Origin of the sequence: Polaromonas sp., from assembly GCF_031411155.1 — a bacterium.
GTDB lineage: Bacteria > Pseudomonadota > Gammaproteobacteria > Burkholderiales > Burkholderiaceae_C > Polaromonas.
Genome location: NZ_JANOAL010000093.1, coordinates 32,292 through 48,080 on the forward strand (window position 1 = coordinate 32,292; position 15,789 = coordinate 48,080).

10 protein-coding genes and 1 riboswitch are annotated in these 15,789 nt (G+C 65.0%); of the genes, 5 read left to right on the forward strand and 5 right to left on the reverse strand.

Annotation, left to right across the window (positions count from 1 at the left end):
* Positions 1 to 47 precede the first annotated feature (47 nt).
* Positions 48 to 1,016 carry an SCO family protein gene (locus tag RMO23_RS06175; protein WP_309679536.1) on the forward strand — a complete coding sequence of 323 codons (969 nt, stop codon included), beginning with the start codon at positions 48 to 50 and terminating at the stop codon, positions 1,014 to 1,016.
* A 65-nt stretch (positions 1,017 to 1,081) separates the two neighbouring features.
* On the opposite strand, the gene RMO23_RS06180 is transcribed toward RMO23_RS06175, so the two are convergent.
* The 5 genes from RMO23_RS06180 to RMO23_RS06200 form a co-directional block, all read right to left on the reverse strand.
* Positions 1,082 to 1,627, reverse strand: a complete 546-nt coding sequence (locus tag RMO23_RS06180; RefSeq protein WP_309679538.1) for a 6,7-dimethyl-8-ribityllumazine synthase — start codon at positions 1,625 to 1,627, stop codon at positions 1,082 to 1,084.
* A 101-nt stretch (positions 1,628 to 1,728) separates the two neighbouring features.
* A riboswitch (FMN riboswitch) is annotated at positions 1,729 to 1,881 on the reverse strand.
* A gap of 40 nt (positions 1,882 to 1,921) precedes the next feature.
* Positions 1,922 to 2,392, reverse strand: coding sequence for a RidA family protein (locus RMO23_RS06185; protein WP_309679540.1), 471 nt, complete (start codon positions 2,390 to 2,392; stop codon positions 1,922 to 1,924).
* A gap of 151 nt (positions 2,393 to 2,543) precedes the next feature.
* A complete protein-coding gene (locus tag RMO23_RS06190; RefSeq protein ID WP_309679542.1) occupies positions 2,544 to 3,452 on the reverse strand; it encodes a transglutaminase family protein in 909 nt (302 codons plus the stop codon).
* A 4-nt stretch (positions 3,453 to 3,456) separates the two neighbouring features.
* Positions 3,457 to 6,168 carry a circularly permuted type 2 ATP-grasp protein gene (locus RMO23_RS06195; RefSeq protein ID WP_309679544.1) on the reverse strand — a complete coding sequence of 904 codons (2,712 nt, stop codon included), beginning with the start codon at positions 6,166 to 6,168 and terminating at the stop codon, positions 3,457 to 3,459.
* A gap of 132 nt (positions 6,169 to 6,300) precedes the next feature.
* Positions 6,301 to 9,903, reverse strand: coding sequence for a transglutaminase family protein (locus tag RMO23_RS06200; protein ID WP_309679546.1), 3,603 nt, complete (start codon positions 9,901 to 9,903; stop codon positions 6,301 to 6,303).
* A gap of 231 nt (positions 9,904 to 10,134) precedes the next feature.
* Here RMO23_RS06200 and RMO23_RS06205 point away from each other — a divergent pair, with 231 nt between their 5' ends.
* The 4 genes from RMO23_RS06205 to RMO23_RS06220 form a co-directional block, all read left to right on the forward strand.
* On the forward strand, positions 10,135 to 12,693 hold the full coding sequence (locus RMO23_RS06205) for a DNA internalization-related competence protein ComEC/Rec2 (protein WP_309679548.1): 2,559 nt from the start codon (positions 10,135 to 10,137) through the stop codon (positions 12,691 to 12,693).
* Positions 12,694 to 12,781: 88 nt separating this feature from the next.
* Positions 12,782 to 14,290: a circularly permuted type 2 ATP-grasp protein gene (locus tag RMO23_RS06210; RefSeq protein ID WP_309679550.1), complete on the forward strand. Its 1,509-nt coding sequence runs from the start codon at positions 12,782 to 12,784 to the stop codon at positions 14,288 to 14,290.
* A gap of 2 nt (positions 14,291 to 14,292) precedes the next feature.
* Complete coding sequence (locus tag RMO23_RS06215) at positions 14,293 to 15,255, forward strand: alpha-E domain-containing protein (RefSeq protein WP_309679552.1); 963 nt, start codon at positions 14,293 to 14,295, stop codon at positions 15,253 to 15,255.
* 193 nt (positions 15,256 to 15,448) lie between these two features.
* The coding region (locus tag RMO23_RS06220) for a transglutaminase N-terminal domain-containing protein (RefSeq protein ID WP_309679554.1) at positions 15,449 to 15,789 on the forward strand (341 nt) is incomplete at its 3' end.

Here is a 15,789-nt window from a genome sequence, read left to right on the forward strand (position 1 = left end):
CGAGAGAGCCAGGCCATGCCTTTTTGAAGGCCATGAAAGGACTTGCCATGACAGCCAGACAGTGGGTATGGAAAGCGGCGGGGCTTGCCGTGATCGCGGGCGCGACGGCCTGGCTGGCCAGCGGCCCGTCGCGGGCCGCCACGCCGTGGGGCGCGGACTATTTCCCGAACGCTGTCCTGACCACCCAGGACGGCAAGACGGTGCGCTTCTACGATGACCTGATCAAGGGCAAATCGGTGGCGATCAACCTTTTTTACACCAGCTGCCAGGACATCTGCCCGCTGGAGACCGCCAAGCTGGTGCAGCTGCAGAAATTGTTCGGCGCGCGCATGGGCAAGGACATCTTCTTCTATTCGATCGCCATCGACCCCTGGGACACGCCCAAGGAGAACAAGGCCTATGCGCAGAAGTTTGGTGTCGGGCCGGGCTGGCTGTTTCTCTCCGGCAAGGAAGCGGACATCCAGCTGATCAGCCGCAAGCTGGGCCTGTCCCGCGCCAGCGATGCGGTCAGCAAGGACGGCCACAGTGCCAGCCTGATGGTGGGCAATGTGGGCTCGGGGCTGTGGATGCGGAATTCGGCGATGGACAATCCGCAGTTTCTCGCCACGACGATCGGCAATTTCCTGGGCTGGCGCGACCCTAAGGCGGACCGGAGCTATGCCGAGGCGCGACCGCTGGACCTCGACAAGGGCCAGTTCCTGTTCCAGAGCCGCTGCGCGGCGTGCCACACGATTGGCGCCGGTGACCGGCTCGGGCCCGACCTGATGGGCGTGACGTCGCGGCGCCAGCGCGGCTGGCTGGCCCGCTACCTGGCGCAACCGGAGCAGATGCTGGCCGAAGGCGATCCGGTCGCGACCAGCCTGTTCAAGAAATATCGGCAGGTTCGAATGCCCAACCTGGAGCTGGGCACGGACGACGTGGCCTCCCTGTTGTCGTACCTGGAAGCGCGATCACATGCCAACGGCGAACCGCCGGCAGGAAAAGAGGCGGGAAAAGAAGCCGCCGCCGTCCGATAACCCGCGATGGCTGGACTTTTCTATGGCGTTTATGCCCATCCCCCTTGAAGAATGGGCATCATTAGCTATTTATTTGATAGCAAAAGTGCCTCAACTTTTGCCAAGCTGGCCACCGTCTGCAGGCAGGCCTGGGCCACTTCCTTGCCCTTGGTCAGAAAGTGCTCGGTAAAAAAGCGCCGGTGTTCTTCGTGCTCGTGGAAATGCTGCGGTGTCAGCACCGCTGAAAATACCGGTACACCGGTGTCCAGCTGGATGGCCATGAGGGCGTCAATGACCGCACCGGCCACGAAGTCATGGCGGTAAATGCCGCCATCCACCACCAGACCGCAGGTCACGATGGCCGTATAACGACCTGACTGGGCCAGCTTTTTGGCGTGCAATGGAATTTCGAAGGCGCCGGGCACTGCAAACAGGTCGACAGCCTCGGGGGCCACACCTTGCCGGACCATTTCGGCCAGAAACGCGGTGCGACCCTGGCTCACAATGTCTTCGTGCCAAGAGGATTGAATGAAGGCAAACCGCGCCAATTGCGTAGCAGGCCGCAGGGTCGGGGTGGCCTCGCCGGGAGTTGCGGGATAACTGGAAGATGGAACTGACTGTGACTGACTCATGGATGCCTCAAGCTAGGTGATACCAGAATCAGGGCGCACGACATCGCAGCGTGCATCCGCGTTCACGTAAAAAATTACGCGAGAGGTGCAAGCCGTCAAGATCGCGCTCTCTTTCATCCGGACTGTGACCGTCGGCTTCGGAGTTGAACCGAATCTGCTGACCCCGGCTTTTTGAAGGCCGGGCGCTCGCGGGCTGATGCTGGGTTGTAGCAAACACCGCCGGTGGGGAATTTCGCCCCGCCCTGAGAACGCTGCCCCCGAATTGCGTCGGGGACGAAATATTTTACGGCCTTGTCAGGCGACCTCGGCAATCAACTCGATCTCGACGCAGGCGCCCAGCGGGACTTGGGCCACGCCGAACGCGCTGCGGGCATGTTTGCCGGCATCGCCAAAGATGTCGCCCAGCAGTTCGCTGGCGCCGTTGGTCACCAGATGCTGCTCGGTGTAGTCGGGCGTCGAGTTGACCAGGCTCATCAGCTTGACGATGCGCCTGACCTTGCCCAGGTCGCCGACGGCGGCGTGCAGGGTGCCCATCAGGTCGATGGCAATGGCGCGCGCGGCGGCCTTGCCTTCCTCGGTCGTGATGTTCTTGCCCAACTGGCCGACGATGACCTTGCCGTCTTTTTTGGCCAGGTGGCCGCTCAAAAACACCAGCTTGCCGGTCTGCACGAAGGGCAGGTAGGCCGCCGCCGGCGCCGCCACGGCGGGCAGCGTGATGTTGAGGGCTTCGAGTTTTTCGTAGATGGTCTGGGCGCTGGTGCTCATGGCGTTTTCCTTTGAGGTGGTGAATGATGGTGAATAATGGGGCTTGAAAGTGGATGAAAACCCTGCCTGGCCCTTTAACAGCGGGCGTAGACAGCTATTAAAAACATAGCATTTTGAAACCGGGCTCTGCAGCGTCATTGCCGGTCTCGCGTCAGGCGCCGAGGCCAGGCGCTTCAGCTTGCAGCGGCTCCACCGTCACCGCAACATCCAGAATGTGCTGCGCGCCGCCGCGGATCACGCCGCGCATAGGCGACACATCGAGGAAATCACGACCGGTGGCCAGCGTTACATAGTCTTCGCCCGGTGCCCGGTTGTTGGTGGGGTCAAAGTCCAGCCACTGCCGCAGGGCCGGGCAATACACCGAGGCCCAGGCGTGGGAGGCGTCGCTGCCAATCAGGCGCGGCTGGCCGGGCGGCGGCTTGGTCAGCAGGTAGCCGCTGACATAGCGCGCCGGCAAGCCCATGGCGCGGCAGCAGGCGACCATGATGTGCGCGAAATCCTGGCAAACCCCCCGGCCCTGGTGCAGCGCCTGCAGCGCCGGCGTGCCGACCTCGGTGCTGTCGCTCTCATAGCGCATGCTGCTGTGAATGCGCTGCATCAGCTCGTGCGCCGCCTCCAGCAGCGGGCGGCCCGGCAAAAAGCTGGGGCGGGCAAACTGCACAAAGGCATCGTCGCGCGGCACATAGGGCGAGGCAAACAGAAACTCGGAGGCGCTGTCGTAGGCGGCTTGGGCGCGGTAGCGAAACTGCTCACGCACCTTTTCCCAGGGCAGCGACGCCAGCCTCTGCGCCGGAGAAAGCGTGGCTTTCGAGGTCGAAACAAGGCTGTCGGCCACCACGCTCAGGCGCTCGTGGGCCGCCTGCAGCGAAAAGTAGCTGCGGGTATTGCCGTAGGTATCAAGGGCGTCGCGCAACTGCACCGGCGCCGGGTCCACGCGCAAGGCGTAGTTCAGCAGCGTCTGCCCGCCCCGGCTGGCCGGTTTGAGATGCAGCATGTGGTGCGCGTTCACCACCGCAGGGCTGTAGCGGTAACGGGTTTCGTGGACCACATGAAGCAGCATGGATTCAGGCTCCCAGGCTGTGGCTGCCCGAAGCGGCATGGCTGAAATAGCGCCGGCTCAGGCTGTCGGACAAGGCCAGTGCCGCCTCGCAGCATTGCGCCAGCAGATCCGTCAGGTGGTCGTATTGCGCCGGGCCAGGCGCCGCAACCGCCTCGCCATCCTGCTCAGCGGGGTTTTGAGGGGCTTGCGCGCTAGCGCACAATTCGGCCAGCGTCCAGCTGCCCGGGTCGGGCAGCTCCCGTGCCAGATCGGGCAGATCGCCCGGCGTGCTGCTGGCGAGCTTGGCCAGACGCCCGCTCAGGGTCTGCACCACCCAGCCCAGCGAGCGCGGGTTGTCACGGTCCAGCACCAGCAGGTCGAGCAGGGCCGCAATGTCGCGCCGCTGCTGGTACTGCGCGTGAAAGGTGATGGTGCTGTCAAACAGCGCCACCATGGCGCCAAAGCCGCCTTCCTCAAACACCGATGCCGTTTCAAAACCGTGCACCAGCGCGGCCGACAGGGTGCTGAGCCGCTCTATCATGCGGCCCAGGCTGAGCAGCCGCCAGCCGTCGTCGCGGGTCATGCGGTCGCTTTGCGCGCCCGTCATGGCGGCCAGAAAACTGCTGACCGACTCCAGCGCCCGCAGCGCTTCCACCGATGAGTACTCGGGCGAATGCGGCGCCGCGGTGGCACTGCTGAACAGCTTGCAGCGGTGAAAAAAGTCGGCCTCGGCGCGCACCATCACATGCCACTGCTCCTGCGACAGGCGTTCGCGCACCGCCGAGGCCGTGCCCTTGAGCGCCTGCAGGTTGTAGCCCACGCTGGTGGCCTGACTGGTGTCGGCCAGGTTGGCGATCAGGGCGCGTTCAAAGACGCGGCGCGCCTGGGTGGCTGGCGGCACGGCGTCGAGCACCAGTCCGTTGCTCACCGCCATGCGCGTCAGCCAGTCCAGCAGCGCCTCCGAGGTCTGGTCTTCGCCGCCCAGGCATTGCAGGCTGAGCTGGGCCAGCCGGGTGGCGTTTTCGGCGCGCTCGGTGTAGCGGCCCAGCCAGAACAGGTTTTCGGCGGCGCGGCTGGTCACGGGGCGGCGGTGGCGCAGCGGCGTGGCCGACCAGGCCGGCGCGGGCTGTTCGGGGCGCGATGCGGCTGTGTAATCGGCTCTGGTTGCGGCGGGCTCGGGGTGGGCGGTTGTCGCGGTGGCGGGCAGCGCGCCCAGCACCCATACATCGGCGCTGCTGCCGCCGTGCTGCATCGAGGCCATGTTCTGGTTTTTGCCGGCCAGCCGGGCCAGGCCGCCCGGCAGCACCTGCCACGAGCCGTTGCCGTCGGCCACCGCAAACACCCGCAGCATGGCCGAGCGCGGGGCGATTTTCTCGCCCTGCCAGGTTGGGGTCTGGGACAGTGGCCTGTAGGCCTGCACCGTGTATTCCTCACCCCGGCGCAGGATGCGGCCGGCCCACTCGTCCAGCGCGCGCCGTGACAGGGTGTGGCCAATGATGGACTCCATGCCGGTGCCAGGGTAGGTGGGCTTGATCACGCTGTCCTTGAGCTGGCCCAGCACGTCCTGCATGACGGCCTGCTCGCCGCACCACCAGGTGGACAGCGAGGGCAGGGCCAGCGTTTCACCCAGCAGATGGCGGGACAGTGCCGGCAAAAAACCGAGCAGGGCCGGTGACTCCAGGAAGGCCGAACCCGGCGTGTTGGCCACCAGCACATTGCCGGTGCGTATCGCCTGCAGCAGGCCGGGCACACCCAGGGTGGAGTCGGAGCGCAGCTCCAGCGGATCGAGAAACTCATCGTCCAGCCGCTTGAGCAGGCCATGCACCGGCTCCAGGCCGCGCAGGGTTTTCAGGTAGAGCCGGTCATCGCGCACCAGCAGGTCGCTGCCCTCGACCAGGGTCAGGCCCAGAAAGCGCGCCAGGTAGGCGTGCTCAAAATAGGTTTCGTTGTAGGGGCCGGGGGTGAGCAGCACCACCCGGCTTTCCTCGCTGGCGCTGTTGGCCGTGCTCATCGCCTTCAGGCCATCGACCAGGGCCTTGTAGGCATCGGCCAGCCGCTGCACCTTCATTTCGCGAAAGGCTTCGGGAAACAGCCGGGAAATCGTCAGGCGGTTTTCCAGCAGGTAGCCCAGGCCAGACGGCGCCTGGGTGCGCTGCGAGACCACCGACCACTGGCCCTTGGGGCCATGCGCTAGGTCGAAGGCGGCAATGTGCAGATAGGTGCCACCGGCCGCCGGCACGCCGCGCATGGCACGCAGGTAGCCGGGGTGGCCATGCACCAGCGCGCTCGGCAGAAAACCTTCTTGCAGCAATTGCTGCGGGCCGTAAATATCGGCCATCACGCGATCCAGCAGGCGCGCGCGCTGCTGGATGCCGGTTTCAATCTTGGTCCAGTCGCTGGCCGACACCATCATCGGAAACAGGTCCAGCGACCAGGGCCGCTGCGGGCCGTCGGCATCGGCATAGACGTTGTAGGTCACGCCGTTGTCGCGGATCTGGCGATGCAGGTTGGCGCTGCGGTGGTTCAGGTCATGAAAGCCGTCGCTGCCCAGAAAGTTGAAAAACCGCGTCCATTGGGGGGCCAGAGCTTCCTGCGCGGCGGCGGGCGCGGCGGCCTGGCTGCGCCCGCGCAACTCGTCAAAATGGCCAGCGGCGGCATGCGGCGCGAGCGCCAGGGCCAGCGCCTCGGGCGCCTCCAGCGCCAGTCCTGCAAAAAGTGACGGGGTGTTGTTTTCCACGGTATGCAAGTATGCCTGCGGCCCCGTCCCCCGCGCACTCCGGCCGCCGCATTGCGGCCCTTTCAGCGCCGGCGCGGCCGTCGAATCATCGAAATACGCCGGGCATAAGACGGGCTGATGAGAGGCGCCTTGTTAGCGCAGATCCAGCGTGAAAGGAAACTCCCGGCTCGGCTGCGCCGGGCTGACCTGCATTTTGCCGGGGGTATGGCCCATGCGGAAAAAGCGGTTCAGCCGGCGGCTTTCGGCTTCAAACGAGTTGACCGGCAAGGTGTCATAGCTGAGCCCGCCCGGATGCGCGACGTGGTATTGGCAGCCACCGAGCGAGCGCTCCATCCAGGTGTCCACAATGTCAAAGGTCAGCGGCGCATGCACGCCAATCGAGGGGTGCAGCGCCGACGGCGGGTTCCAGGCCTTGTAGCGCACGCCGGCCACGTATTCGCCGACACGCCCGGTGCTTTGCAGCGGCAGCGCCCGGCCATTGACGGTGACCACATAACGGTTGTCGTTCAGCCCGGTCACATGCACTTCGACCCGCTCCAGCGAGGAATCGACATAACGCACCGTGCCGCCGGCCGAGCCTTCCTCGCCCATCACATGCCAGGGCTCCAGCGCGCTGCGCAAGGTCAGCTCGATGCTGTTGGCCTTGACCTGGCCGATCATCGGGAAGCGGAATTCAAAATGCGGCTCGAACCAGGCCATGTCAAAGGCGTAACCGGCCTCGCGCAGCTCGGTCAGCACGTCGGCAAAATCCGCGCGGATCAGGCTGGGCAGCAAAAAGCGGTCATGCAGCTCGGTGCCCCAGCGCGTCATGCGGCCGTGGTAGGGCTTGTTCCAGAAGCGCGCCACCAGGGCGCGCAGCAGCAGCTGCTGGGCAATGCTCATGCGCGCATGCGGCGGCATTTCAAAGGCGCGCAGTTCCAGCAGGCCGAGCCGCCCGGTAGCCGAATCGGGCGAGTACATCTTGTCAATGCAGAACTCGCTGCGGTGGGTATTGCCGGTCACGTCGACGAGGATATTTCTTAGAGTCCTGTCGACAATCCACGGCGGCATGTAGACATCGCCCCCACGCTCCGCCACTGCGTGTGGGTCGCTGCCCCCCGAGGGGGCTGTTCCACCTTGGGGCGGCCCGGCGGTGGAACTGCCGTATTTCTCGCGGAAGGCTGCAATCTCGCGCAGGGCAATTTCAAGCTCGTATAACTGGTCGTTGCGCGCCTCGTCCACGCGCGGCGCCTGGCTGGTCGGGCCAATGAACATGCCCGAGAACAGATAACTCAGCGACGGGTGGTTGTGCCAGTAGGCAATCAGGCTGCCCAGCAGCTCGGGCTTGCGCAGAAACGGGCTGTCGGCCGGCGTGGCGCCGCCCAGCACAAAGTGGTTGCCGCCGCCGGTGCCGGTGTGGCGGCCATCGGTCATGAACTTCTCGGCCGAGAGCCGGGTTTCATGCGCAATCTTGTAGAGAAACTCGGTGTGCTCGACCAGCTCGCCCCAGTTGTAAGCCGGGTGAATGTTGACTTCAATCACGCCAGGGTCAGGCGTGACCTGCAGCATTTTCAGGCGCGGGTCGCGTGGTGGCGGGTAGCCTTCGAGCACGATGCGCAAGGACAGCGCCTGCGCGGTGGCTTCCACGGCGGCCAGCAGGTCGAGGTAGTCTTCGAGCCGCTCCAGCGGCGGCATGAAGATGTAGAGCGCGCCGGTCTCACCGCGACCGCTCTGGTTGGCTTTGCTGTCGGGGTCGGCCTTGGGCTTGTCTTTGGGCTTGTCTTTCGGCCCACTGGCGCGCGCCGGGTCGCGCACCTCGACGCACAGCGCCGTGCGGGTCAGCCAGGCGGCGGATTCAAAGGCCTTGGGTGCGCGGCTGTTGCCCGGCGTTGACGGTGCGCTGGCCGGGCTGCCAGCGACATGGTCAGCGGGCCGGAATTGCATCACGCGGCTGGCTTCGGTCGGCGCGGCATGACCGGTCAGGTAGGGCGCGGCCAGGGCCGCGGTGGGCGGCAGATCCTGGCGCGGCGCAAACGGGTCGGCCTCGATCATGTAAGGGTAGTCGGTCTTGGAGACCCAGGGCACCGAGTCCAGCGGCAGCCGGTAGCCCATGGGCGAGTCGCCCGGCATCAGATACATGCGTTCATCACGGAAGAACCACGGGCCGGTGGTCCACCTGGAGCCCGCCAGCACGGGCGGGGGTGGTGGACTTGCCGGGTTTGCCTTCGCCTCTTTGGCCAACCTGGCCTCATGCGTTTGCAGCGGCAGCACATAGCCCACCACCGAGTCCAGCCCCTGCATGAACAGTCGGCGCAGGCGTTCGCGCTCCATCGCGTCATCCAGCCGCGAATCGAACGGGTCCACATTGACCGGCAGGCGCCGCTCGCGCCACAGGTAGTACCAGGTGTCTTCAAAACCCGGCGTGATGTAGTCGGTGGCCAGGCCCAGCCTGCTGGCCAGCGTCTGCACAAAACGCTGCGCGTCGGCGCTGGTGTATTGGCAAGGCTGGCGTTCATCGGCAAACAGCGCCGGGTTTTGCCAGACCGGCTGGCCGTCCTTGCGCCAGAAAATGCTCAGTGCCCAGCGCGGCAACTGCTCGCCGGGATACCACTTGCCCTGGCCAAAGTGCAGAAAGCCGCCCTCACCGTATTCGGCGCGCAGCTTTTGCACCAGCTCGGTCGCGTAGCCGCGCTTGGTCGGCCCGAGCGCGTCGATGTTCCACTCGGCCGCATCGCGGTCGGTGGTGGCGACAAAAGTCGGCTCGCCACCCATGGTCAGCCGCACATCACCGGCCGACAGGTCCCGGTCCACCGCCTGGCCCAGCGCCAGCACCTGCTGCCACTGGTCCTCGCTGTAGGGGCTGGTGACGCGCGGCGATTCGTAAATACGGGTGACCTGCATGTGGTGCGCGAACTCGACCTCGCATTTGTCCATGCCGCCTTCTATGGGCGCCGCACTCGATGGCTCGGGCGTGCAGGCCAGCGGGATGTGGCCTTCGCCGGCCATCAGCCCGGAGGTCGGGTCCAGCCCGACCCAGCCCGCGCCGGGCAAAAACACCTCGCACCAGGCGTGCAGGTCGGTGAAGTCGGCTTCGGCGCCGCTCGGGCCGTCGAGGGACTTGACATCGGCCTTGAGCTGGATCAGGTAGCCCGATACAAAACGTGCCGCCAGGCCGAGGTGGCGAAATAGCTGAACCATCAGCCAGCCGGTATCGCGGCAGGAGCCGCAGGCCAGTTCCAGCGTTTCCTCGGGCGTCTGCACGCCGGGCTCCATGCGGATCGAGTACTTGATGTCGGATTGCAGCCGCTGGTTCAGGCCGACCAGAAAGTCGATGGTGCGCCTGGGGCTGAGGTCGGTCTGCTCCAGATAGCGTTTAAGCAGCGGTGTGGCCGGCAGCTTCGCCAGGTAGGGCGCCAGTTCTCGCGCCTGGCTGGCGCTGTAGGCAAAAGGAAATTTCTCGGCGCTGGGCTCCAGAAAAAAATCAAACGGGTTGAACACCGCCATTTCCACCACCAGGTCCACCGTGACCTTGAATTCACGCGTCGGCTCGGGAAACACCAGCCGCGCCTGGTAATTGGCAAACGGGTCCTGCTGCCAGTTGATGAAGTGTTTGGCGGGCGCGATGCCGAGCGAGTACGACAGCACCCGGGTCCGGCTGTGCGGCGCCGGCCGCAGGCGCACGACCTGAGGGCCGAGCATGACCGGGCGGTCGTATTGGTAGTGGGTGATGTGGCTCAGGGCAACGTGGATGGACAAGGGAGCCTCGCTTTAAAAAAATGATACGGGTGCAGTGCCAAGCCAGACACTGAATCGGCGGACCGCCCGGTCATGCGGCCGCTGCAATCAGCTTACTATGGTTCGACCGTGTTTTGGCAAGCAAGAGCTGCGCCAAACCCGGTTTGTCAGCTTTTTGACGGGCTGCGCCGTTGAACAGGGCGGCATCGCGTTCAGACCGATTCAGATCAATAACAAGTGGAGGAGGCGGCTTTGGGCGACCCTGTTTTGGCCGCACGGTGGGCAGGCTTCAAAAGCCCCGGCCTGATTTTCAGCGGCTTCGTCGCGGGCGTGGCGCTGCAGTTGCAGCAGGCCACCCTTTGGCACGGCGGCGGGTACGCCTTGCTTGCGGCCCTTGCCATGGTCGCCTTGGTCACGGGCGCGGTCAAGCGCAAAACCTTTTTGAACGCGAGCCTGGCTGCCATGGTGTTGGCGGCCCTGCTCGGCTTTGGCCAGACGGGCTGGCGCGCTGCGCTGTTTCAGACCACCACCCTGAACCCGGCGCTGGAAGGGCGCGACATTGCGGTGACCGGCACCGTGCTGGCGCTGCCCCAGCGCAGCGAAGACGCCGTGCGCTTTCGCCTGCAGCTGGACTCGGCCCGCATCAACGGCCAGCCGGTGAGCTTGCCGCCGCAAATCCTGCTGGGCTGGTATGCCGGCTTTGGCGCGCGCGAGGCCAAAGCCGCGCTGACGGGCAGCGATGACCCGGCCGAGTTTTCACCGGAGCAGCAGCGCCAGCCGCAAAACCTGCGCGCCGGCGAGCGCTGGCAGATGACGGTGCGGCTCAAGGCGCCGCACGGCAACAGCAACCCCCACGGCTTTGACTATGAGCTCTGGCTCTGGGAGCAGGGCATTCAGGCCACCGGCTATGTACGCGCCGGGCCGCATGATGAGCCGCCGTCAAAGCTTTCCAGCAGTTGGGCGCATCCCGTGGAGCGCGCCCGCCAGTCGGTGCGGGAGGCGGTTTTTGCGCGGATCGACAACCGGCAGCTGGCCGGCGTGATTGCCGCGCTGGTGGTGGGCGACCAGAACGCGATTGAGCGCGCCGACTGGGACGTCTTTCGCGCCACCGGGGTGGCCCACCTGATGAGTATTTCGGGTCTGCACATCACCATGTTTGCCTGGGTCGCTTCGCTGCTGATTGGCGGCTTGTGGCAGCGCTCTGTCCGGCTGACACCGCGCTTGTGCCTGGCGGTTCCGGCGGTCAGCGCCGGGGCCTGGGGCGGCTTGCTGCTGGCCGCCCTGTACGCGCTGTTTTCAGGCTGGGGTGTGCCGGCCCAGCGCACCATCTGGATGCTGGCAACGGTAGTGCTGCTGCGCCAAAGCGGCCGGCAGTGGCCCTGGCAGCAAACCTGGCTGCTGGCCATGGCGGTGGTGGTGGCGCTGGATCCGTGGGCGCTGCTGCAGGCCGGGTTCTGGCTGTCGTTTGTGGCCGTGGGAGTTTTGTTTGCTACTGATTCAGGAGCAGATGGCGGGCGTTCTGTATGGGCTGGAGCACAATTTGATCAAAAAAATGGGGCTCCAGGGAGATTTTGGCCGTCCTGGCTGGCCAGACCGCTCGCGGGGCTGGCGCGCGCCGCGCGTGAGCAATGGGTCGTCACGCTGGCGCTCACGCCCTTGTCGCTGCTGCTGTTCAACCAGGTGTCGCTGGTCGGTTTGCTGGCCAACGCGGTGGCGATTCCGTGGGTGACGCTGCTGGTCACGCCGCTGGCCATGCTGGGCGTGCTGCATGCACCACTATGGGATGCCGCGGCCTGGACGGTCGGCCTGCTGGCGGCTTATTTGCAGTGGCTGGCCCGCTGGCCGCTGGCCTCCATCAGTGTGGCCGCTGCACCGTTGTGGTGCGCTGTTGCCGGTGTGCTGGGAGGCGCGCTGCTGGCACTGCGCCTGCCCTGGCATTGGCGCTTGCTGGGCCTTCCGTTGCTGTTGCCGGTATTGCTGTGGCAACCGGCGCGCATGGAGGCCGGGCAGTTTGAACTGCTGGCCGCCGACATCGGGCAGGGCAATGCGGTGCTGGTGCGCACCGCCGGCCACACGCTGCTGTATGACACCGGACCACGGTTTTCGCGCGAAAGCGATGCCGGGCACCGCGTGCTGGTGCCGCTGCTGCGCGCGCTGGGTGAGCGGCTGGACATGCTGATGCTGAGCCACCGCGACAGCGACCACATTGGCGGCGCCCCCGCCGTGCTGGCGATGCAGCCGCAGGCGGCGCTGGTCAGCTCGATTGAAGACGGCCATGAACTGCAGGCGCTGCGCAAGTCCACCCGCTGCGTCGCCGGCCAGCGCTGGGTCTGGGACGGCGTCTCGTTTGAGGTGCTGCACCCGGAGGCGGGCGACTATGACACGGTGAACAAATCCAATGCCATGAGCTGCGTGCTGCGGGTGTCCAACGGCCGCCAGACGGCCTTGCTGGTGGGCGATATCGAGGCCCCGCAAGAGTTGCGGCTGGCCGGCAGTGCCAACCCCGCCACGCTGGCCGGCCTGAAGGCCGACTTTTTGCTGGTGCCGCACCACGGCAGCAAGACGTCTTCGAGTGCGCAGTTTCTGGATGCGGTGCAGCCGCGCCTGGCGCTGGCCCAGATGGGCTACCGAAACCGCTTTGGCCATCCGGTCGAATCGGTGGTGGCGCGTTACCGGGAACGCGGCATCCGGCTGGTCAGGTCATCGCAATGCGGGGCGGCTTTGTGGCAAAGCAGCAAGCCCGGCGACATCGCTTGCGAGCGGCAGCAGGCCCTGCGTTACTGGCATCATGGGCCGCTGAGCACACCTTAAAAAGAGGGCGACCCGATTCAATTGGCGCATAACTTGCTAAGCTACGGCATAACAATTGAATGCGACAACCTTGCTGGAGACCAAGCCAATGAGCCGACCGATGTTTGATGAAATGAATGCGACGGCGTCCAGCGTCCGTGAGCATTATCAAAACTACCAGCGCTGGCTGGCGCGGCAGCCGGCCGATGCGATGCAGGCGCGCCGCGCCGAAGCGGAAATGATTTTTCGGCGTGTCGGCATCACCTTTGCGGTGTACGGCGCCAAGGACGAAGAGGGCGCCGGCACCGAGCGGCTGATTCCGTTTGACCTGATTCCCCGCATCATCCCGGCGCACGAATGGGCCAGCATGGAAAAAGGCCTGGTGCAACGCGTCACCGCGCTGAACCGCTTCATTCACGATGTCTACCACGGCCAGGAGATCATCAAGGCCGGCGTGGTTCCGTCCGAGCAGATTTTCCAGAATTCGCAGTTTCGCCCCGAGATGATGGGCGTCGATGTGCCGGGCAATATTTACTCGCACATTAGCGGCATCGACATCGTGCGCGCGCCCGATGCCCAGGGCGAGGGCGAGTATTTCGTGCTCGAAGACAACCTGCGCGTGCCCAGCGGCGTGAGCTACATGCTGGAAGACCGCAAGATGATGATGCGGCTGTTTCCCGAACTGTTCAGCGAGAACCGGGTCGCGCCGGTGGCGCATTACCCCGACCTGCTGCTCGAAACATTGCGTGCCTCGGCCCCGCCCGCCACGGCCGAGCCGACGGTGGTGGTGCTGACGCCGGGCATGTACAACTCGGCCTATTTCGAGCACGCCTTTCTGGCCCAGCAAATGGGCGTGGAACTGGTCGAAGGCCAGGATTTGTTCGTCAAGGACAACTTCGTGTACATGCGCACCACGCGCGGCCCCAGGCGGGTGGACGTGATCTACCGCCGCGTCGATGACGACTTCCTCGACCCGCTGGCCTTCCGCCCGACTTCGACGCTGGGTTGCGCCGGTCTGCTCAACGTCTACCGCAGCGGCAACGTGGCGCTGTGCAACGCCATCGGCACCGGCGTGGCCGACGACAAGTCGATCTACCCCTATGTGCCCAAGATGATCAAGTTTTACCTCGGTGAAAAGCCCATCCTGAAAAACGTGCCGACCTATATGTGCCGCCACGAGGAAGACCTCAAGTACACCCTGGCCAACCTGAAAGACCTGGTGGTCAAGGAGGTGCACGGCGCGGGCGGCTACGGCATGCTGGTCGGGCCGGCCTCGACCCAGGCCGAGATCGAGGAGTTCCGCGCGGCGCTGCTGGCCAACCCTGCCGGCTACATTGCCCAGCCCACCCTGAGCCTGTCGACCTGCCCGACCTATGTGGAAAGCGGCGTGGCGCCGCGCCACATTGATTTGCGGCCCTTTGTGCTAAGCGGCAAGGAGGTGCAGATGGTGCCTGGTGGCCTGACGCGGGTGGCGCTGAAAGACGGTTCGCTGGTCGTCAACTCGTCGCAGGGTGGTGGCACCAAGGACACCTGGATTCTGGAAGCCGGACCCACCCCACCGATGTCATCACAGTCGCAAACACAGTCGCAAACGCAGTCACAGGCCGGAGGAAACTAATCATGCTGTCTCGCACTGCCGACCACCTTTTCTGGATGTCCCGGTATACAGAAAGGGCCGAGAATACCGCTCGCATGCTGGATGTGAACTACCAAACGTCGCTGCTGCCGCAAACTGCCGCCGTGGCGCAGGGCGGCTGGCAAAGCCTGCTCAGCATCAGTGAACTCAAACCCGCCTATGCCAAGCACTACGGCGACAGCATCAATCCGCGCGAGGTGATGGACTTCATGGTGCGCGACGAGAAAAACTCTTCCAGCATCATCTCGTGCCTGAAAAACGCCCGCGAAAACGCCCGCGCGGTGCGCGGCACGCTGACCACCGAAGTCTGGGAAACCCAGAACCAGACCTACCTCGAAGTTATCCGCATGCTGCGCAACGGCGACTTTGAGCGCGACCCCGGCCAGTTTTTTGAATGGGTCAAGTTTCGCTCGCACCTGTCGCGCGGCGTGACCCTGGGCACCATGCTGCAGGACGAGGCGTTTCACTTTCTGCGCCTGGGCACGTTTCTGGAGCGCGCCGACAACACGGCCCGGCTGGTCGATGTGAAGTTTCATGGCTTCCAGGGCGACTTTCTGGGCATCAGCGCCGAGGCCGACCAAGAATACGATTTTTACCACTGGAGCGCGATCTTGCGCAGCGTGTCCGGCTTCGAGGTGTATCGCAAGGTGTACCGCGATGTCATCAAGCCCGAGCGCGTGGCCGAACTGCTGATTTTGCGGGCCGACATGCCGCGCTCGCTGCTGGCCTGCCTGAATGAGGTCATGAGCAATCTGGCCATGGTGACCAGCGATGCATCGAGCGACACCCAGCGCCGCGCCGGCAAGCTGCGCGCCGACCTGCAATACGCCCGCATTGACGAAATCCTGGCGACCGGCCTGCATGCTTTCCTGACCCAGTTCCTGGACCGGGTGAACGAAATCGGCGCCAACATCAGCCGTGAATTCCTCGTTCCGGCCACGACTTGAAACCGCATAAGGCCGCGGCGGCCGCAGCGCCGGGCCGCCCCCAACAAGGCCAGCCCCCTCGGGGCGCAGAGAGTTACGCGAAGCGAACGAACGTGGGGGCGATGGCCGCAGCGCCGGGCCGCCCCAAGCAAGGCCAGCCCCCTCGGGGGGCAGAGAGTTACGCGAAGCGAACGAACGTGGGGGTTCTTATTTCATGAAGCTGCATGTCAGGCACACCACCGACTACCGCTACAGCGAACCGCTGCGTTACGCCCTGCAAACGCTGTGGCTGACACCGCAGTCCGGCCCGGCGCAAACGGTGCTTTACTGGAGCCTGGGCGCGCCCGAAAAGCTGTTTGTCCAGGTAGACGCGTTCGGCAACACCATCAGCTCCTACACCTTTGTCGGCCAGGCCACCGACAACGTGCGCTGGAGCCTGGTCAATGCCGCCGGCGACGTGGAGACCTTGGGCGTGGCCGAGTTCACCGATGCCGACACCTTGCCGCACCCCTATTTCTTTTTGCGCGCCACCGATCTGGCGGAGCCGCACTGGAA